General features: G+C 71.0%; 16 protein-coding genes. 2 read left to right on the top strand and 14 right to left on the bottom strand.

Going from position 1 to position 17,874, the window contains the following annotated elements:
• The first annotated feature begins 129 nt into the window (after nucleotides 1–129).
• Entirely contained in the window at nucleotides 130–1,122 is a 993-nt protein-coding gene (locus ACIPWY_RS37845; RefSeq protein WP_393705665.1) for a helix-turn-helix domain-containing protein, read from the top strand.
• Between the two features lie 640 nt (nucleotides 1,123–1,762).
• Here ACIPWY_RS37845 and ACIPWY_RS37840 read toward each other — a convergent pair.
• The 12 genes from ACIPWY_RS37840 to ACIPWY_RS37785 all read right to left on the bottom strand — a co-directional run bounded on the left by ACIPWY_RS37840 (nucleotide 1,763) and on the right by ACIPWY_RS37785 (nucleotide 14,591).
• Nucleotides 1,763–3,010 carry an LLM class flavin-dependent oxidoreductase gene (locus ACIPWY_RS37840; protein ID WP_393705666.1) on the bottom strand — a complete coding sequence of 416 codons (1,248 nt, stop codon included), beginning with the start codon at nucleotides 3,008–3,010 and terminating at the stop codon, nucleotides 1,763–1,765.
• Nucleotides 3,007–4,398, bottom strand: a complete 1,392-nt coding sequence (locus tag ACIPWY_RS37835; RefSeq protein WP_393705667.1) for an NtaA/DmoA family FMN-dependent monooxygenase — start codon at nucleotides 4,396–4,398, stop codon at nucleotides 3,007–3,009. Before ACIPWY_RS37835 ends, ACIPWY_RS37840 begins: the two co-directional genes overlap by 4 nt.
• Before the next feature lie 111 nt (nucleotides 4,399–4,509).
• Nucleotides 4,510–5,484 (bottom strand): fumarylacetoacetate (FAA) hydrolase, encoded by a 975-nt coding sequence (locus ACIPWY_RS37830; protein ID WP_393705668.1) that lies wholly within the window; start codon nucleotides 5,482–5,484, stop codon nucleotides 4,510–4,512.
• A 37-nt stretch (nucleotides 5,485–5,521) separates the two neighbouring features.
• Nucleotides 5,522–6,820 (bottom strand): pyridoxal phosphate-dependent aminotransferase, encoded by a 1,299-nt coding sequence (locus ACIPWY_RS37825; RefSeq protein WP_393705669.1) that lies wholly within the window; start codon nucleotides 6,818–6,820, stop codon nucleotides 5,522–5,524.
• A 48-nt stretch (nucleotides 6,821–6,868) separates the two neighbouring features.
• The gene (locus ACIPWY_RS37820) at nucleotides 6,869–8,653 is read right to left on the bottom strand and encodes an AMP-binding protein (RefSeq protein ID WP_393705670.1); all 1,785 of its coding nucleotides are present in this window, start codon (nucleotides 8,651–8,653) and stop codon (nucleotides 6,869–6,871) included.
• On the bottom strand, nucleotides 8,653–9,768 hold the full coding sequence (locus ACIPWY_RS37815; RefSeq protein WP_362909797.1) for a Glu/Leu/Phe/Val dehydrogenase dimerization domain-containing protein: 1,116 nt from the start codon (nucleotides 9,766–9,768) through the stop codon (nucleotides 8,653–8,655). Before ACIPWY_RS37815 ends, ACIPWY_RS37820 begins: the two co-directional genes overlap by 1 nt.
• Before the next feature lie 73 nt (nucleotides 9,769–9,841).
• Nucleotides 9,842–10,405, bottom strand: coding sequence for a type 1 glutamine amidotransferase (locus ACIPWY_RS37810; RefSeq protein WP_401536829.1), 564 nt, complete (start codon nucleotides 10,403–10,405; stop codon nucleotides 9,842–9,844).
• Nucleotides 10,402–11,232: an acetylglutamate kinase gene (locus ACIPWY_RS37805; RefSeq protein WP_393705672.1), complete on the bottom strand. Its 831-nt coding sequence runs from the start codon at nucleotides 11,230–11,232 to the stop codon at nucleotides 10,402–10,404. The genes ACIPWY_RS37810 and ACIPWY_RS37805 overlap by 4 nt, the downstream gene beginning before the upstream one ends.
• Nucleotides 11,229–12,284 (bottom strand): N-acetyl-gamma-glutamyl-phosphate reductase, encoded by a 1,056-nt coding sequence (gene argC / locus ACIPWY_RS37800; RefSeq protein ID WP_393705673.1) that lies wholly within the window; start codon nucleotides 12,282–12,284, stop codon nucleotides 11,229–11,231. Before argC ends, ACIPWY_RS37805 begins: the two co-directional genes overlap by 4 nt.
• The gene (locus ACIPWY_RS37795; RefSeq protein ID WP_362909805.1) at nucleotides 12,281–13,135 is read right to left on the bottom strand and encodes a RimK family alpha-L-glutamate ligase; all 855 of its coding nucleotides are present in this window, start codon (nucleotides 13,133–13,135) and stop codon (nucleotides 12,281–12,283) included. Before ACIPWY_RS37795 ends, argC begins: the two co-directional genes overlap by 4 nt.
• Nucleotide 13,136: 1 nt before the next feature.
• Nucleotides 13,137–13,322, bottom strand: a complete 186-nt coding sequence (locus ACIPWY_RS37790; protein ID WP_081222306.1) for a lysine biosynthesis protein LysW — start codon at nucleotides 13,320–13,322, stop codon at nucleotides 13,137–13,139.
• 111 nt (nucleotides 13,323–13,433) lie between these two features.
• Nucleotides 13,434–14,591, bottom strand: a complete 1,158-nt coding sequence (locus ACIPWY_RS37785) for an isopropylmalate synthase (protein ID WP_393705674.1) — start codon at nucleotides 14,589–14,591, stop codon at nucleotides 13,434–13,436.
• Between the two features lie 256 nt (nucleotides 14,592–14,847).
• Here ACIPWY_RS37785 and ACIPWY_RS37780 point away from each other — a divergent pair, with 256 nt between their 5' ends.
• On the top strand, nucleotides 14,848–15,609 hold the full coding sequence (locus ACIPWY_RS37780; RefSeq protein ID WP_362909809.1) for an arylmalonate decarboxylase: 762 nt from the start codon (nucleotides 14,848–14,850) through the stop codon (nucleotides 15,607–15,609).
• Between the two features lie 54 nt (nucleotides 15,610–15,663).
• Here the strand turns inward: ACIPWY_RS37780 and ACIPWY_RS37775 are convergent, their stop codons facing one another.
• Together ACIPWY_RS37775 and ACIPWY_RS37770 are read right to left on the bottom strand one after the other, a co-directional pair.
• On the bottom strand, nucleotides 15,664–16,353 hold the full coding sequence (locus ACIPWY_RS37775; RefSeq protein ID WP_362909879.1) for a response regulator transcription factor: 690 nt from the start codon (nucleotides 16,351–16,353) through the stop codon (nucleotides 15,664–15,666).
• A 28-nt stretch (nucleotides 16,354–16,381) separates the two neighbouring features.
• Nucleotides 16,382–17,551 (bottom strand): transposase, encoded by a 1,170-nt coding sequence (locus ACIPWY_RS37770; RefSeq protein WP_393705675.1) that lies wholly within the window; start codon nucleotides 17,549–17,551, stop codon nucleotides 16,382–16,384.
• Nucleotides 17,552–17,874 lie beyond the last annotated feature (323 nt).

Below are 17,874 nucleotides of genomic sequence, written 5' to 3'. Positions count from 1 at the left end.
GTCGGGCCCCGGGGAGGCGACTCCCCGGGGCCTTTCCCGTCACACCTGCCCCCAGCAGGGACTATTCAGGGTCAGCCGCCATGTCGCATACTCCCCCTGCTGCGGCAAGCGGAAGAGAGTCGGTCGCCGATGCTGGATGTCCTGGGCCTCGAACCCGATGACGAGCGCGTCTACCGGGCGCTGCTCGGACGGCCCGACTCCACCGCGATGCTGCTGTCGGATCTGCTCGTCGTATCGCGGGCCGACGTCGACAAGGCCTTGTCCCGTCTGGTCGAGTGGGGACTGGTGATCGGGTCGGCGGATGAGCAGTTCACCGCCGCGCCGCCGGCCATGGCGCTCGGCGCCCTCATCAGCGAGCGCCGAGACGGATTGCGGATGGCTGAGCAGGCGCTGGTGACCTTCGCCGAGGAACACCGGGCGGCGATGACCGGGAGCAGCATCAACGATCTGATCGAGGTCGTCACGGGCGTCGACGCCATCCGACATCGCTTCCTCCAGGTGCAGCAGGCAGCGTGCACGCAGGTCCGCAGCTTCATCACCGCACCGTTCCTCGCTGTGCCGCCCGACGAGAACACGGCCGAACCCGTGGCCATCGGCCGCGGCGTGCACTTCCGGGCGGTACTGGACCGGGCCGTGCTGGCAGAGCCGGGCATCATCACCGATGCGATCGATTCACTGCGCAACGGCGTGCAACTGCGTGTCGCCGACCAGCTGCCGATGAAACTCGTGCTGGCCGACGCCGACCTCGGCCTTGTCCCGCTCGCGGACACACCGGCCGGAGAGCCCGGTGCCGTGCTGCTGCACCGCAGCGGCCTGCTGGATGCTCTGGACGCGCTGTTCGAGACGGTGTGGCGCACCGCCCACCCGCTCGAACTGTCAGGCTCCGGCGGAGAAGCCGAAACCACCGTCGAACTCGGTGCGGAAGGCCCGACCGACCTCGACCGGAGGATCCTCGCCCTACTGCTGGCAGGCCTGACCGACCCGACGGCCGCGGCACAACTCGGGCTGTCACCGCGGACGCTGCACCGGCGCCTACGCCGTCTCATGGACATAGCCGGTGTCCGGACCCGAATGCAGCTCGGCGGCTACGCCATTCGACACGGGTGGGTGGAGCCACACTGAGCAGGCGTGAGGCCGGCTCCGGGGCGGCTGGAAACGCAGCCGCCTCCTCCGGTATCGGCCAGGCCGGGACCAGCAGCCCACGCCCTGAGGATGCGGCGCACAGCAAGGCCAGCCCGTCGACGATCGCCTCCGGCGGCTGGCGGAGATTCTCGCTCTGCGCCACCAGCTCACCGTCCTTGAGCGGCGGCTCGGTCGGACCGGGTCAGACTCGCACCGGAGGACCGGGCGTTGTTTGCCGCGCTGCCAGTGCCGCTGCCCCGTCAGGTCCTATGCCGGTCACGGCTACTGGTACGACCTGACACCGTGCTGCGATGGCACCACGACCCTGACGAAGCGCCGCCATGCCCGTGTGTGCCGGCCGAAGAGACCGAGCCGACCGCCCACGGTCCACTCAATCCGCGCGCTGACTGTCCGCCTGGTCCGAGACAACTCGGCCTCGGACTACCGCAGGGTGCACGGCGAACACGTCACCCGCCGCGTCCGAATCCTCGGCACCACTGCCCACCCCACCGCAGCCTGGCCATGGACCTGGCGGACGCTGACGCCACCATCACCTGCCTGATCCGGGACCGGGACGCGAAGTACCCCACGGTGCTGTCCTCGTCCCGGGATCACGCTCCCTCGGTCACACCGGGACTTCTCAACCCGCCGTCGCGTAGCGGCTCGCAGGTCGGGGGAGGTTCAAGTGGCCGCGCAGGGTGGTGGATTCGTACTGCGTGCGGAATGCGCCGCGGTGTTGCAGTTCCGGGACCAGGCCGCGGGTGATCGCTGTGAGGTCGTGGGGCAGGGTGGCCGGGCGGAGGCGGAAGCCGTCGAGGCCGGCTGAGCGCCAGTCGAGGAGCAGGTCGGCGAGTTCGGCAGGGGTGCCGGTGAAGATCTCGGCGTCGGAGGCGAGTTCCGTGCCGGCCACCTCGTCGAGGCGGGCTTTGCGGCGGGCGGCGGCGCCGGGTTCGTCGTCCAGGAGGACGAGCAGGTCCGCGAAGGTCCGTAGCGGCCGTTCCGTCACGTCTCGGCCCGTGCGGCGCACCGCCTCGTCGACCTGGGTGAGGATCGCCGCGACGCCGGCCCTGTCGTGCGGGGTGACGTGGACGACGTCGGAGCTGAGCGCCGCGAACTCGTACGGAGTGGAGGCGTGCGCGAGGCTCGCCACCAACGGCTGGCCCTGAGGGGTGCGCGGGGTGATCGAGGGGCCCTTCACGCTGAAGTTCGCGCCCTGGAAGTCGATGTGGTGGACCTTGTCGCGGTCGATGAAGCGGCCGGTCGGGGCGTCCCGTATCTCCGCGTCGTCCTCCCAGCTGTCCCAGAGCCGTCGCGCCGCTTCCACCACCTCGGCGGCCTCCGTGAACAGTTCGCGCAGCCGCGCGGCGATCAGCTCCGAGTCGGTCACGTCCTCGTCGGTGAGCCGGGGGGTGGTGCGGCGGCCGAAGTGGGCGGCGTCGGCGGCGCGCGACGAGATCTGCGGGCGCCAGCCGGCACGGCCCTTGGCTGCGTGGTCGAGCGTGGCGATGCCGATGGCCAGGTGGAACGGCTCGGTGTGGGTGACGTTCGTGGTCGGGACGAGGCCGATGTGGGTCGTGAGCGGGGCGAGGTGGGCGGCGAGCAGCACCGCGTCCACGCTGCCCCTGACCTGGTCGGTACGGTCGTCGGGCCGGTGGAACGCGGCGGACTGGAGCCCCAGGGCGTCCTCGAAGGTGACGAAGTCGAGCAGGCCGCGTTCGGCCTCCGCAACGAGGTCGGCCCAGTACGCGGCGCTGAGCAGTTCGCCGGGCCGGGCACCTTCCTCGCGCCAGGCAGCCGGGTGCCAGCCGGCGCCGTCGAGCGCGACGGCGAGGTGCAGCGGGGCGCCGGGGGTGCCCGTCGGGTCGGTGGGGGTGGTCGTGCCCGTCATGCGGAGGTCTCCTTGTCGTCGCGCGGGGCCGGTCCGCCCCAGCCGGCCGGGCGGGGTGCGGCGGACAGGCCCAGGTGGTCGCGGAGCGTGCTGCCGGTGTAGTCGTCCCGGTGGACGCCCTTCTCCTGGAGCAGCGGCACCACCCGGTCCACGAAGTCGTCCAGGCCGCCGGGGGTGAGGTGGGGGACGAGGACGAAGCCGTCGGCGCCCTCGGTCTGGACGTAGTGGTCGATGGCGTCGGCGACCGTACGCGGGCTGCCGACGAAGGTCTGGCGGCCGCCGACCTCGATGACCAGGTCCCGGATCGACAGGTTCCGCTCCTCGGCGAGCTTGCGCCATTGCCGGGCCGTCTCTCCCCGGCCCTTGCGGAACACTGAGTGCCCCTTGAGGAGGTGGGCGTCGTCCTCCGGCTCGATGTCGGGGAGCGGTCCGTCCGGGTCGTACGCGGACAGGTCGCAGCCCCAGACGGCCTCCAGGTGGGCGATCGCGGTCTGCGGGCTCACCAGTTCACGGCTGATCTCCTCGGCGTAGGCGGCTGCCTCCTCGTCGGTGTCGGCGACGACCGCGTTGGCGGTGGGGAGGATCAGCAGATCGTCGGGGCCACGGCCGTACTTGGCGAGGCGGCGCTTCACGTCCCGGTAGAAGTCCCGTGCCGCGTCGATCTTGCTGTGTTTGCTGAAGATGACCTCAGCGTCGGACGCGGCGAACTCGCGGCCCGCGTCGGACTCCCCGGACTGGATGATCACGGGGTGCCCCTGCGGCCCGGGCGGGGTCGTGAACCGGCCGGATATGTCGAAGTGCCGGCCCCGGTGGTCGAAGCGGCCGGCCCCGGCGGTGGCGTACTCCCCCGTCGCCGCATCGGCTCGCAGGTCGTCCTCGGCCCAGCTGTCCCACAACTGCCGTGCCGTGCCGAGGAATTCGGCGGCCCGGGTGTAGCGGTCGGTCTCCGGGAGGAAGCCGCCCCGGCGGAAGTTCTCGCCGGTGAAGGCGTCGTAGCTGGTCACCACGTTCCACGCGGCCCGCCCGCCGCTGAGCCGGTCCAGGGTGGCGAACCTGCGCGCCACCTCGTACGGCTCGTTGAAGGTGGCGTTGACCGTGGCGGCGAGGCCGAGATGCGTGGTGACGGCGGCCAGGGCGCTGAGCACGGTCAGGTTCTCCGGGCGTCCCGCGATGTCCAGGTCGTAGACATGGCCTTTGTGCTCGCGCAGCCGCAGGCCTTCGGCCAGGAAGAAGAAGTCGAACTTGCCGCGTTCGACGGTCTGCGCGAGCCGGATGAAGGAGTCGATGGAGATCTGGCTCTCGGAGCGCGGGTCCGACCAGACGGTGACGTTGTGGATGCCGGGCAGCTGGGCTGCGAGGTGCACCTGTTTCCTGCGGGTGGCGGGCACGGCTCGGTCTCCTCCAGCGAGGTCGGACGGCGGGACGGGGTGGTCGCTCTGAGAGCGTGCACGGGCCGGTCGGCGTCTGCACAGCTCGACCGGCCCCGCTTCACGAGGTTTTCATGCCGTGGTGACACGCTCCGGCGCCTCTGCGGCGAGGGGCGCCGGGGCTGCGGCCGGGGTGGTGGACGGGGTCGGGGAGACGTACCGCACCTGGTTCTCGAAGGCCACGCCGTGGCTCTTCACGTCGATGGCGATGCGGTCGCCGTCGGCGATGCGGAACCCGTCGTGGAAGCTCGCCTCGTCCGCGCCCAGGAGGACGTAGTTGACCAGCCCGGGCCGTCGCACCGCCGGGAACGTGAACAGGTGGTCGGCCATGTCGTGCACCCGGTAGTAGAGGGCGTCGTCGCCGCAGTCGAAGAGTCCCTCCCAGGCGGTCGACCCGTCCCGGACGATGGTGACCCGCCCCGTCACCGTGCGGGGCGGCGGACCGAGGAACAGCCAAGGGGTCAGAGCGGTGTCGCACAGCTTGCAGTACGGGTTGTAGCCCGGGTCCTGCCGGTGCAGGCCGATGTCGCACAGGTCGTTGCCGAAGGTGTAGCCCGCGTAGTGCGGTGTCCCGTCGGTGTCGTTCACGTAGACCAGGGCGACCTCGGGCTCCTCGATGAGGGCGACCGGGTGCGCGGGCACGTTCAGCGCCTCGCCCGGCAGGCGCACCCAGTCGCCGAACCCCTTGAAGAACCACTTGGGCGGGGTGAACTCCCCGTCCTCAGGGGCTGTTTCGCCTCCCCACTTCTTCTTGTGGGTGCCCATGAAGCCGCTCAGCAGGGCGTTGCCCGTGGCCGCCGGCAGCAGCGGTGGCAGCAGCTGCACCTCCGGGTCCCCGGCAGTGACGGTGACGGTCTCCGCACCCTCGGTGAGGGTGGCCCGCAGGGCTTCCTCCGAACCGTCCGTGGCGATGAACGCGGCGGCCGTATCGCCGACCTCCACTCGGTACAGGGTCTGCTGGGCGCCGTCCTCGGGGCGGCCGAAGCCAACGTGGCGTGCGCCCTTGTACAAGACCTCGAAGAGGACGGGCAGATGAGGGTGGGACACGGGTGACTCCTCTTGCGTGTAGGTGAGTTGAGGTGGATCAGGGGTGAGGGAGGAGCGCCGGCGCCTGCGCGCCCGTGAGGTCGGCGAGCACCTCGCCGACCCGGTCGACCGACTCCCGTATCCAGGGCAGGTCGAGTGGTTCCGCGGCGTCCAGCGCGGCCGTGCGCCGCTCGTGGGTGTCGCCGTAGAAGTGGCTTGTCGCCGCCCGGATTCGCAGGGGGCTGGCGGGCTCCCCGAAGGCGCTCGCGGGCAGGACTCCGACCCCGTGACGCTCCGAGAGGAGGCCGGCCAGGGCGTCTCCGTCGCGCACACCGTGTGCCTGGGCGAGGTGCTCCCGCAGGGGCTCGAAGTCCGGGTACAGGTAGCAGGTCGCCGCGACGGGGGCCAACTCCGCTCCTGCGGCGGTGAAACGGGCGGCGACCGCGCGTACGACCTTCTCGTGCAGCCGTCTGCTCGCCGCGATGCGCTCGACGACCTCGGCCGGCTCCCCGAACGCGTACGCGGCCGCCGTCTGCACCGGGGCGGGCGGGCTCGACCAGATCTGGCTGGCGATCGCGACGAGCCGGGTGTGCAGGGCGCGCCCCGGTTCGCTGTCGGGCAGCCGGGCCACTCCCGTGCGCCAGCCGCCGAGCGCCAGGTTCTTGGTCAGGCCGGTGGTGACCACCGTCCGCTCCGGCGCGAACAGGGCCGGGGAGACGGCCGGCGCGGAGGTGTCGTACACCAGATCGCGGTAGATCTCGTCGGAGACGATGACGAGGTCCAGTTCGCGTGCCGCGTCGGCCAGCCGTCGTACGGTGTCGGCGGAGGCGACCGTGCCGGTCGGGTTGTCCGGCGTGGTCACGATCACGGCTCGCGGGTCCTGCCCGGCGGATCGGGCGTCGGCGACCGCCTCGCGCAGTCGGTCCGGGTCGGGCACACCGCCCTCGCCCGGCAGGATCGGGACGGGGATGGGCCGCGCCCCGGCCAGCCGGGCCTGCGCCGTGTAGCTGACCCAGCTCGGAACCGGGACGATCACGTCTCCGCCGATGGCGAGGAGCAGCGCGAACAGCAAGGACTTGCTGCCGGGGCCCGCGACGACGAGTCCCGGCTCGATGCCCAGGCCGCGCCGCTCCCAGTAGCCCGCAACGGCGTTACGCAGGGCGTGACTTCCGGCGACCGAGCCGTACGCGTTCTCGGCCGCGGCGGCGGCGAGCCGGTCCCTGAGCGCGGGCAGGACGGGCAGGCCGATCTCCCCGCTGGCCATCGACAGGACCCGTTCCCCGGCCCGGCGGCGTCGGGCCAGGGCCTCATCGGCGGCGAGGGTCGCCGACATGGGAACCGGTGCGGGGTGGGGCATGACAGCTCCAGCGATCGGGGGAAACGGCTGACGGGGGCGAAGTGCCGTTCAGAGCACGGGTGATGAGGATGACGAGGCAGACGCCGACGCTGACGCCGACGGCAGGGTGTACCGCTCGCGCAGCTCCGCCTTACGGACCTTGCCGGTCAGCGTCTTCGGGAGAGCGGGAACCAGCTCCAGCCGGTCCGGCAGGAAGCGGGGGTCGTGACCCGCCTGCGCGACCCGGTCCCGTACCTCCTGGAGTGTCGGGCCCCGGCCGTCTCGCGGGACGACGACGGCGACGATCACGTTCCCGGGCCCGGCTCCCGTGTGGTCGGCCGGCGGCTCCAGGCCGACCAGCGCGGCCTCGACGGCCTGGGGGTGGCTGCCGATCACCGCCTCCAGCTCCGTCATCGGCGCCACTTGCCCGTCCCGCAGGACCGCGTCGCGGGCCCGGCCGATGATGCGGATACCGCCCCTGCCGTCGTCGCGGGCGAGGTCCCCGGTGTCGAACCAGCCGTCCGCTCCGAGCTCGGCCGCGAACGCCTCCGGACGCCGGTGGTAGCCGAGTGCGAGGGACGCACCCCGCACCTTGAGCCGGCCCACGGAGCCCGGCGTGCCGGAGGCCTGCGCGCCTCCGAACTCCGCGGACGTCTCGATGCGGGTCTCCATGGCGTCGATGGCGCTGCCGTTGCTCCGCGCTGCCCAGCCCGCCGGGTCCTCGGGTCGGGTGGTGGTCACGGGACCGTTCTCGGACATGCCCCACAGGGAGTGGGCGCGGGCTCCGAGCGTCTCGTGGACCTCGTCGGCCAACTCCTGCAGGACCGGGGCCGAGCCGATCACCACGTGCCGCAGCGTGCTCGTGTCACGCCGCTCGGCCCGCTGGGACGCGGCGACGTCGGCGAGGGTGGCGGGCGGCCCGTACAGGAGGGCCGCCCCGTACCGCTCCACCAGATCGAGCAGTGCCTCGTTGCGGCGTACGTCCTGGAAGGCGACCGTGCCGCCCAGCATGACGCCCGCGAGGACGCCCTGCGCGAACCCCGAGTAGTGGACCAGAGGTGTGGACACCGCCGCGACCCAGTCGTCGCCCGCCCCGAACGCGTCGACGTAACCGCGTACGGCCGAGTGGACCGTGTTCGGGCTGTGCAGGACGCCCTTGGACAGGCCCGTGGTGCCGGAGGTGAACAGCACTACGAACGGGTCGTCTGCGCCGAGGGCCAAGCCGTCCAGGCGGGCGGCGGCGTCCTCACGCTCCTCCCGTTCCTCTGCCACGAAGTGCTCGTGGAAGGAGAGCGCGCCCTCGGGGACCGGGCCGTCGACCACCGAGACGTGTTCGAGGGAGGGCAGTTCACCCTGGAGCCGGGTGACGATCTCCGCCAGTGGTGTACCCGCCCATCGGGGAAGGGTGACGCACACCCGGGCCCCGGTGAGGCCGAGGCGGTGGCGCAGTTCTTCCTCCGTGCAGATGGGCGAGATGGGGATGATGACGGCGCCGACGCGGATGGAAGCGAAGATCAGCGGCACCATCTCCCATCGGTTGGGGAGCTGTACGGCCACGAAGTCGCCGGGTCGCACGCCGAGTTCGAGCAGGGCCAGGGCGAACCGGTCGGTCAGCCGGTTCAGTTCGGCGTAGTCCAGGGTGTCGGTGCGGGACTCCGCGACGCGCCGGCCCGCGACGGCCAGCCGGCGTGGACGCAGGGCGGCCTGGCGGTGGAGGTCGTCGAGGAAGGTCTCCTCGCGCCACCAGCCACGGCGGCGGTACTCGGCGGCGCGCTCCGCCGGGACGACCGCGGCCACAGGGGTGGACCGCTCCCCCGCCGTCGTCCCTGCACGCGCCGTGGCGGTCGTGCTCATCAGCGGTCCTTCCTGCGGGCGGCCAGCAACTCGGGCAGCGGGTTGCCGGCGCGGGCGGCGGCAATCTCCAGCAGGTCGCGGGTGTTCTGCCGTACCCGGTCACCGACCCAGTCGAAGACCCACGCCTTGCGCGCCTCGGCGGGCAGGTCGAAGGGGACGACCCGGGTGACGGCGAGGGCCGCTGAGGCGGCGCCCCCGATGTTGGCGATCACTCCGGGGACCAGCGCCGCCCCTGAGGCGGCCACCTTCTCCTTCGCGGCCGCGCTGGAGGCCAGGTTGGCGCCCTCCACCACCAGGCCGGCCCGCAGGCGGTGGGTGTTCTCGGCGGTGAGCGCGTACTTCTGCGCCGCGAGGATCAGGATGTCCGCGTCGACGTCCAGCCAGGCGTCGGGCTCGCCGGAGAGCTGGACGCCCTCCGGGAGACGGGTGCGGTCGATGCGGCCGAACTGGTCGGTGACGGCGACGAGTTCGGCGACCGGGAGCCGGTCGGCGCTGATCGTGCCTTGGACGTCCGCGATGCCGACCACGACGTGCCCACGGTCCTCGAGGAACCGCGCCACCGCCCGGCCCACCGCGCCGAAGCCCTGCACCACGACCCGGGCGGGCTCGGTACGGCCGCTCGCCTCCAGAGCGGTGATCGCGGCGACGCCGACCCCGTGGCCGGTGGCGTCGATCAGGGGCTCGTAGTACGTACGCCAGTCGATCGGCATGTCGGGGGCGCCGAGGCGGTAGCGGGGGTCGTAGTTCGCCTCGGCGAAGAAGACGGCGCGGTCGGCGGGGGTGACGCCCATGTCGATGCCGAGGTGGATGCCGCCGTGCAGGAGCGGCTTCACCGTGCGGCCGAAGGTGCGGAACGTCTCCTCGCGGTCGGTGCCGTCGGAGACGATTCCGGCCTTGGCCCCGCCGATGCGCAGTCCTGCCAGGGTGAACTTCTCGGTCATGTCGCGGGCCAGGCCGGCGACCTCCTCCTCGGTCACCCCCGTGGTCATGCGGGTGCCGCCCATGGCCAGGCCGTCGACGAGCGTGTCGACGACCACCCAGCCCTTGATGACGCCGCCGCTGCCGTTGAGGTGGACGGTGAGGGCGGGGTCCTGCGGCTCTTCCAGAGCACTCATGGCGAATTCCTTGCGTCTGGTGTGTGAGGGATCTCAGGAACTGAGAGGTGAGGGGAATCGGGCGGGGTGGGGGTCACCGGTAGAGCTGCGCGAAGCCGCGCAGGATCTCCAGGCCGTCCTTGCGGAACTCCAGATGGGCCTGGGAGCCGAAGACCCGGCCGTCGTCGGAGCGGAGGAACTCGACGGGCGCCTGCTCTGAGCGGCCGATGGTGCGATAGCCCGCCGGGGCTTCCTGGAGGTAGAGGGTGTGCCGGTGGAAGACGGTGACCGTCGGCTTCACGTAGATGAAGAGCGGTTCCTGCGTGTCGACCTGTGCCTCGTAACCGCCGACCCGCTGCGGTCCTTCCTCCAGGCGGCCGCCGGCCGCGACGGAGAGGATCTGCATACCGCCGCAGATGCCGAGGACCGGCACGTCCGTGGCGGCGACGAGGTCGATCAGTGGCTTGTAGTACTCGGTGTCGTACGCGCGTACCTTGGTGCCGCTCAGCACGATCGCCTGGTAGCGGCCGTCCACCCGAGCGGGTACGGACAAGGCGTCGGATGCGTCGGTGTCGGACCCCAACGCCTCGAACCGGGACCGGAGTTGCTTGAGGGACAGGGTTCCGTTGTTGACGACCAGTACACGGGGCCGCGTCATGCGCTCGCTCCTGATGTGTGGGTGGAGGGCCGCTCGTCGGTGATGACCGTGCCGACTCGGCCGTCCAGTAGCTCGGTGACGGCGGCGCTGCCGATGACGACCCGTTCCACTCCGTGGTCCAGGGCCTCCCCCGCGGCTCGCAGCTTCTTGCGCATGCCGCCCTTCGCTCCCTTGTCGCGGAAGGCGGCCGCGGCCGGGCCGCTGATGAGCCTCACCGGTTCGCCGTCGATCAGGAGGTGGCCGACGTCGGTGACGAGGACCAGGTCGGTGGCACCGGTGGCCCCGGCGATGGCGGCGGCGGCCCGGTCGGCGTCGGTGTTGACCTCCTGGCCGGCCGCGTTCCGTGCGAGCGGGGTGACGAGGTGGGCGTGGCCGGGCCTGAGGCTCTTCAGCGGGGTCACGTCGACACCGGTGATCGGGCCGACGAAGTTCTCCAGCTCGACGAGTTGCTTCTCCCGCCACCACCAGCGCTCGCCCTCGCCGGCGCTGACCAGACCGTCGCTGCCGAGCAGCCGTTCCGCGGTGATGCCGCGGTCCTCGAGCCGCCCCAGGACGTCCGCGGCCAGTTCGGCGCTGACGGCCTTGATGTCGTCGATGACCTCGGGCGTGGTCCAGCGGCTCTGGTTGCCGTAGCGGTCGCGCAGGATCGCCGACGGTTCGCTGTAGCGCGCGCTGAGACGCTTGAGCGGCTTGGACCAACCGTGCACGAGGACCAGGGGGCGGTCCCGGCCGAGGCGGGCCAGGTCGTCCCACCAGCTGCCGTCGAGGTCGTCCAGGCAGCTGCCGCCGAGCTTCACGACCGTAGGGGCAAGGTGCTGTGCGCTCATGCCGGCATCACCGGCTGCTGCGTCAGTCCTGTCTCCTCCGGCAGGCCGAACCGCAGGTTCACAGCCTGCACCGCCTGTCCGGCGGCGCCCTTGACGAGGTTGTCGAGCGCGGCGAGCACGACGATCCGGCTGCCTTCCTCGTCGTGCAGGACCGTCACGTCGGCGAAGTTGGACCCGAGGACGACCTGGGGGTCGGGCACCGGGATCAGCGTCTCGTCGTGCCGTCGCACGCGCACGAACGGGCGTCCCTTGTAGAAGCGCAGATACGCCCGCGACAGCTCGCGCTGGTCCACCTTGTCGTCGGTGAAGACGTACGAGGAGGTCAGCAGACCGCGCACATTGGAGACGCCGTACGCCGACATGGACAGGTTGCCGACGGCGCCGGGCTTGCTCCGCTCCAGGAAGTCGGCGACCTCGGCGGCGTGCCGGTGCCCGGTCGGCGAGTACGGGGCGATGGCCCCGGCCCGGAACGGGTGCAGGTCGGAGGTGCGCAGTTGGAGCCCGCCGCCGCTGGAGCCGCTCTTGCCGTCCACCACGACCGTCTTGAGGTCCAGGCCGAGGCCGAGCGTGAGCGGCGCCAGTCCCAGGGTGATCGCGGTGGCGTAGCAGCCGGGCAGCGAGATGAGCGCGGCGTCCTTCAACTGGTCGCCGACCAGCTCGGGTACGCCGTAGACGAAGCGGTCGGCCAGGTCGGTGCGTCGTGCGACCTTCGGGTACCAGCGGTCGTGCAGGTGCGGCGTACGGATGCGAAAGGCACCGCTGAGGTCGACGACGGCCGGGATCCGGTCGGCGTAGAGGGAGGCCAGCTCGGCCGAGACCGGCGCCGGGGTGGCCAGGAAGAGGACGTCGACCTTGTCCGCGACCTCCTCCGTGACGGGCTCGACGGTCAGTCCCTGGTGGATGCGCAGTCCGGGGTGGAGCTCGGAGGGGCGCCTGCCGATGCTGGAGGCGCCGCCGAGGAAGGTCAGTTCCAGGTCAGGGTGCTGGGTGATGAGTCGGATGAGTTCGCCGCCGGCGAGCCCGGAGGCACCGACGACTCCTGCACGGATCATGCGAGCAGCTCCTGCACGTAACGGCCGACGGCCGAGGGGATGTCCGCACCGGTGGCGGAGGCCACCGCCCGGAAGCCGGGCGCGTGGTTGACCTCGTTGACGACGTAGCCGTCGGGGGTGCTGAAGAGGTCGACCCCGTAGATGCCGGGTCCGAGGACGTCGACCACTCCGTCGATGATCTTGAGTACGTCGGGGTCGTGGGCGACCGCGCGGTTCTTGTTGCCGAGAGCGGCGTTGTTGCGCCAGTCGCTCCCGCCACTCTCGAACTCCGCGGCGCCGATCAGTTCCCGCCCGACGACGAAGCAGCGCACCGAACGGCCGCCCAGGTACGGCTCCACCACACTGGCCTGCTCGAAGGCGTGCGCCAGGTCCTCGATGTAGTCGTAGACCGAGTGGGCGGTGTCGGCATGGCGGATGAGCGTGACCCGCTTGCCCATGCCTCCGAAGACGGGCTTGAGGACGAGGGGCGGCGGCAGTTCGCCGAGCGCCTTGTCGAAGTCCTTGCGGGAGAGCACGAGCCGGTGGTCCGGCACCGGCACGCCCGCCGTGTGCAGCAGGGCGCGCAGGGCGGCCTTGTTCTCGCAGGCGTGGATGGCCCTGGCCGTGTTCAGGGTGGGGACGCCGGCCGCCTCGGCGAGGGTGGCTATCAGTCCGCCGCGGGTGTAGCTGCGGCTGCGGATCAGGAGGGTTTCGTAGCCCTTGACGGCCGGGGCGTCCGGGTGGCCGAGGGAGAGGGATTCGTCGTTGATCCAGTCCAGACGGAGTCCGAAGGCCGGGGCCGCCTCGATCAGCAGGCGTTCCTCCCAGGCGATCCGATCGGCGACGACCGCGACAGCGCGCTCACTGCCCATGTCACTGGCCCCAGTCGCGGAGCTGTACCTCGATCATCTCCAGCGTCAGACGACCGTCCTCGACGGCCTCGACGCGGAGAGTCAGGATGCACTCGGGGCAGGAGAGGGTCTCGCCCTTGGTGACCGGGGGCACGGTCAGGTCGGTCTCGCACTCGGGGCATACGCCGGTCAGGGTGGCGGTGGACATCGGTCAACTCCGTTTGGGTGGACGGGACATACGGGTGCGGTGTTCCTGCGTGCGGTGTTCCTGCGTGCGGGATGCTCGGACGTGCGGCGTGATCCTGCGTGCGGGCGGAGTTCAGGCGTGCGCGGGGCGGAAGTCGATCGCGGCCTTGCGGATCGCGTCCCGGTCGAGCGTCGGGCGCCCGTCGCGCTCCTGCCGCTGGGCCAGCCACGGGGTGAAGGCGTCGATGTCGACCTCCAGGCCCGAGTCGGTCAGCGCCCAGGCGACCAGAGCGGAGGTGAGGCGACTACGTACCCGCAACTCGCGCCTGTTGCCCACGAGTTCGGCGGGCAGCGTCTCGTACGCCTCGGGGTGGTTCAGCTGCCCGGGGAGTTCGTAGGCGAAGGCGTGCGGGGTGGTCGGCCCGGACTGGAAGGCGTCCCCCAGGCCGGCTCCGCCGAGGGCGATCCTCGACAGTTCGGTGAGATGGCTCAGATCGAAGCGGGTGTCGCCGTGGATCACGCGCAGCGAGGTGAGCAGCTCGGCCAGCGGGGCGTTGCCCCCACGCTCACCGATGCCGCCGACGGTGGCTGAGATCCACCGGGCGCCGGCCCGGACCGCGGCGAGGGAGTTGGCGACGGCCATGCCCAGCATGTTGTGGGAGTGGATCTCGATCTCGGATCCGTCGATCGCGACGATGTCCGCGATCACACCTTCCATCTGCCAGGGGGACAGATGGGCGACGGTCTCGGCGAGCCGGAACCGGTCGGCCCCCGCCGCGAACCCCGCCTCGACGTAGGGGACGAGGCGCTCCTTGGGGGTGCGGGCGCCGTCCTCGCCGCTGAACGTGACGTGGAAGCCGCGCTCCTTGGCCTGGGTGATCGCCGAACGCGCCAGGGTCTGGAGGAACTTGGGACTGGTCGAGTCGAGCTTCAGCCGTGCGTGCTCCTTGGAGGTGGGGATGGAGTACATGATGTGGCGTACGCCCAGGCGCTCGGCCTCATCGAGAGCCCGCGCGACCTGACGGCGGTCACGTACGACAAGGAGCGTCATGCTGCGCTCGGGGCCGACGGCCTCGTGGGTGGCGAGGACGAGATCGGCGTCCTTGGAGTCCGGCCCGGAGACCATGCCCACCTCGACGAGCTCGACGCCCGTACGCACCAGCAGGTCCGCGATGGCGGCGGCGTCATCGGGGCCGAACTCGACACCCGCCATGTGGGCGGAGTCCCGCAGCGTCGCGTCGGATATGCGGGGCGGCCTCTCCAGATTCTCGAGGCTCACTGCTTCTGCCATTTCCTTCACTCCTTGTTCCCGAAGGGTCTGCATTCGCGAAAGGGTCTGTGAATCGGAATTCGGGGGGACCGGCCTGATCGCCGATCAACATCCTTCGCCGCCGGGCCCGAAAGAGCAATATCGTCCGTGTCAGACCTGTGTGGTGAAGTGTCAAGGAATCTCAAGAAGGATAGGGACTCCTGGGCGGGTGTGGGCTGCCTGCCAAATATCGGTGAAGCGAGGGCCGTTCACGGCACTCGCGTCCTAGCGTGCGGTCATGGATCTCTTCTCGCTGCCCCGGCTGGGGGTCGTCGTTCCACCGGAAAACCCCACGGCGGAACCCGAGTTCAACCATCTGCTCGGCACCGCGATGAACGTGTACACCTCCAGGTTCCCGGTGACGCCGGGAGCCGGGCTCAGAGCCATGCTGGAGACGTACAACGAGGTTCTGCCCGCCCTGCTCGGCAGCTTCGGCGCACTGCGGCTGGACGCCACCGTGGTGGCGTGCAGCGCGTCGCACTACCTGCTGGACCCCGAGGGTGACCGGGACTTCTGCGACGAGCTGTCCCGACGCGCCGGCTCCCCCGTGCGATCGTCGACGCAGGCGATCCTCGCGGTCTGCGAGGCGCTCGGGGTGACCCGTCTGACGCTCGTCTCCCCCTACCGGCCATGGCTCACCGACACCTCGCGCGCCTTCTGGGAGCGAGCCGGTCTCACGGTCGACGGGGTGGTGCTCGTTCCTGCGGGTGCGGGTGCGGACGGCGGTGCGCACTACGACCCGTACGAGGTCACCACCAGGACGCTCCTGACGCACATACGGGAGGGGGAACTGCCCGCAGAAACCGCCCTGTTGTTCACGGGCACGGGCATGGGCACCCTCGCCGCGCTCGACGAGCTGGCCCGACACGACCCGGGGCGCACCCTGCTCTCCTCGAACCTCGCGTCGGCCTGGTGGGCGCGGCGAGCGGCGGGAATCACCGAAGAGGCACACCACCCGTTGCTGCGAAGGCTGGAGCGCACGTCGGTCCGCACGGCGTGACGGGAGGGCCCGGGAACGCGACCACGCGTCCCCGGGCCCCGGCTCGACCGGCTCTCACCCGGCGGACGTCTCGGCCATGCGCCATGCGTACCCCATGCGGTAGCCCACACCCCGGACCGTGATGATCCAGCCGCTGGAGCCGAGTTTCGCCCGGAGGCTGCTCACGTGCGTGTCGATCGTACGGCTGCTGTGGCCCCAGTTGCTTCCCCAGACCTGGGCCATGAGCTCCTTTCGCGTCACAACCGTTTCGGGGGTGGCGGCCAAGGTGTAGAGCAGCTCGAATTCCTTCGACGTGACCCCGACGAGCCGGTTGTGCAGACGCACTTCACGCAGGCGGGGATCGATATGCAGATGGCGAAGGGAGATGGCGTCGGGAAGTACCTGCCGGGGCTGGGAACGGCGCAGCACCGCCTCGATGCGGGCTCCGATCTCGCGGAATCCCCAGCTTTTCACCACGCAGTCGTCCGCGCCCGCGTTCAGGGCGAGAACACGGCCCAGTGCGTCGTCGGCATCGGTGACGGCTATGAGCGCGGTCTCACCGCTGTTCCGCAGTTCTCTGCACAATTCCAGTCCGTCGATGTCGGGCAACTCCAGGGAGAACAGCAGCAGATCGGCGTCACCGGACGCACGCAGGGCCCGCTCTCCGGTGCCGACGCTGCGAGCCGTGAATCCCTGGCGCCGGAGATCGCTCACCATGGTCGCGGCGTTCTCGGCGTTCTGCTCCACCACGAGTACTTGTCGCATGTGCCCACCCCTGTTCCTCGGCTTCACGTCAGTTCGAGGCTCCGGCGAGTGCGCCGGCGGGTGCGCGGGGCGGGTCGGGTGGTACGGCCTGTCCGCCGTGGGTGGCGGACAGGCGCTGGTAGACGTAGGCGGCCGAGGCCATGGTCATGTGATGGTGCCAGCCGGGGAAGGAGCGACCCTCGAAGTCGAGGGCGCCGAACCGCTGCGCGAGCGTGGTGACGGCGGAGAGAGCTGCGGAGTGGCTCCGGGCCAGACGGAAGTTCTCCTCCACCCGGCGGTCCGTGAGTGTCGTGAGCCAGTACCGGGCGGGGTGCCGGCCTTCCGGGTCGGGCCGTTCCAGGGTGCGGTACCGACGGGAGCCGGCCTCGTCGGCGCCTCCGGGCGCGGGCAGCCCCACCGTGTCCGCGTGGGTGTGGACCGGCACGGCCCTGACGGGACCGTCGGGGGTCTGCCGCAGGAGCACGTGCGTCTGGCGGCCGTGCCGCACCTCCATGAGCGCGCTCACCGTGGTCACTACGGAGGCGTGCCGTCCTGTGATCACCTGCTGGTCCGGGGAGACCTCGCACACGACGTCGGCCCGCAGCCGGGCGAGACCCGCGAGGACCCCGGCCACGTCGTCGCACCGGGTGAGGTCCAGCACCCACGGCAGGCGCGGGAGTTGCGGCTGATCGGCCATCTCGGTGGCGTACCGGACCACGTGATCGGCGGCGGTGCGTCCCACCTCGGCACCCGGGATGCGCGCACGGCGCCTGCGCTCGCGGTCCGAGTCCCACGCTCCCCCGAGCACGAGACTCCAGTCCACCGGGTAGGACTGGGTGCCCGAGGTGAGGAACAGGCCCAGTGCCCTCTGGCAGTTGACGGTGCGTCCGGTCGTTGCGTCGACACGTCGGTGCACGCCCGCCGAGTGCTCGCCCCGCTTGGGGATGACGAGTTCGGCGACGGTCCAGGCGTGCGGAGTCGTCCGCGTGGCTACCAGTCGGGCGAGCCGTCGGCGCACCGGAACCCAGTTCCACGGACTGGCGTTGACGAACTGGTGCAGGCCCCGCGCCGCAGCCGTAGGTATGGGGCTGGCCCGTGCGATGCGCCGCAGTGTCTTCTTGCCGGACACGTGGATCAGGGCCCACAGATACGCCTGGGCCCAACGCCGTTGCTCGGGGCGCTGGTTCACCCCGAAGACCTCGTCCATGAACCTCCGCATGCGTGCGCCGTCGCCCGGCGCCCCCGCGCGTATCTCACTCGACGACATCCGACGCCACGCCCCCTCGATACCGGATCACCGCCCACACCCGAGTGGATGCATGGCACATACGTACGAGGTGAAAGTACCGTTCCGGCCAGGGTTTACCCGGGTCCGCCGTCTACTTTGCGAGGTCGCGGGCTGACCTGCGTAAACGCCACCCGTGGGACTCCGCGCGAGTGACACGCGCGGGCCGGGAAACAGGCTCCACCAGGGGCGAAGCGGAGCGACGGACATGTCAGGTGAAATATTAACAAGTCATGAACTTGCCTCAAGTGCCGTGA

It is taken from the genome of Streptomyces sp. NPDC090032, from assembly GCF_044748025.1.
GTDB lineage: Bacteria > Actinomycetota > Actinomycetes > Streptomycetales > Streptomycetaceae > Streptomyces.
The sequence above is the reverse complement of the archived record's forward strand: the minus strand, read 5'-3'. Positions and strand labels throughout refer to the sequence as shown.

Bases quoted from the DNA above. Each gene is read 5' to 3' on its own strand.
- ACIPWY_RS37775 (WP_362909879.1), bottom strand. From the start codon at position 16,353: ATGCGACAAGTACTCGTGGTGGAGCAGAACGCCGAGAACGCCGCGACC.
- ACIPWY_RS37780 (WP_362909809.1), top strand. From the start codon at position 14,848: ATGGATCTCTTCTCGCTGCCCCGGCTGGGGGTCGTCGTTCCACCGGAA.
- ACIPWY_RS37820 (WP_393705670.1), bottom strand. From the start codon at position 8,653: ATGAGCACGACCGCCACGGCGCGTGCAGGGACGACGGCGGGGGAGCGG.
- ACIPWY_RS37815 (WP_362909797.1), bottom strand. From the start codon at position 9,768: ATGAGTGCTCTGGAAGAGCCGCAGGACCCCGCCCTCACCGTCCACCTC.
- ACIPWY_RS37845 (WP_393705665.1), top strand. From the start codon at position 130: ATGCTGGATGTCCTGGGCCTCGAACCCGATGACGAGCGCGTCTACCGG.
- ACIPWY_RS37805 (WP_393705672.1), bottom strand. From the start codon at position 11,232: ATGAGCGCACAGCACCTTGCCCCTACGGTCGTGAAGCTCGGCGGCAGC.
- ACIPWY_RS37840 (WP_393705666.1), bottom strand. From the start codon at position 3,010: ATGACGGGCACGACCACCCCCACCGACCCGACGGGCACCCCCGGCGCC.
- argC (WP_393705673.1), bottom strand. From the start codon at position 12,284: ATGATCCGTGCAGGAGTCGTCGGTGCCTCCGGGCTCGCCGGCGGCGAA.
- ACIPWY_RS37825 (WP_393705669.1), bottom strand. From the start codon at position 6,820: ATGCCCCACCCCGCACCGGTTCCCATGTCGGCGACCCTCGCCGCCGAT.
- ACIPWY_RS37770 (WP_393705675.1), bottom strand. From the start codon at position 17,551: ATGCGGAGGTTCATGGACGAGGTCTTCGGGGTGAACCAGCGCCCCGAG.
- ACIPWY_RS37795 (WP_362909805.1), bottom strand. From the start codon at position 13,135: ATGGGCAGTGAGCGCGCTGTCGCGGTCGTCGCCGATCGGATCGCCTGG.
- ACIPWY_RS37785 (WP_393705674.1), bottom strand. From the start codon at position 14,591: ATGGCAGAAGCAGTGAGCCTCGAGAATCTGGAGAGGCCGCCCCGCATA.
- ACIPWY_RS37790 (WP_081222306.1), bottom strand. From the start codon at position 13,322: ATGTCCACCGCCACCCTGACCGGCGTATGCCCCGAGTGCGAGACCGAC.
- ACIPWY_RS37810 (WP_401536829.1), bottom strand. From the start codon at position 10,405: ATGACGCGGCCCCGTGTACTGGTCGTCAACAACGGAACCCTGTCCCTC.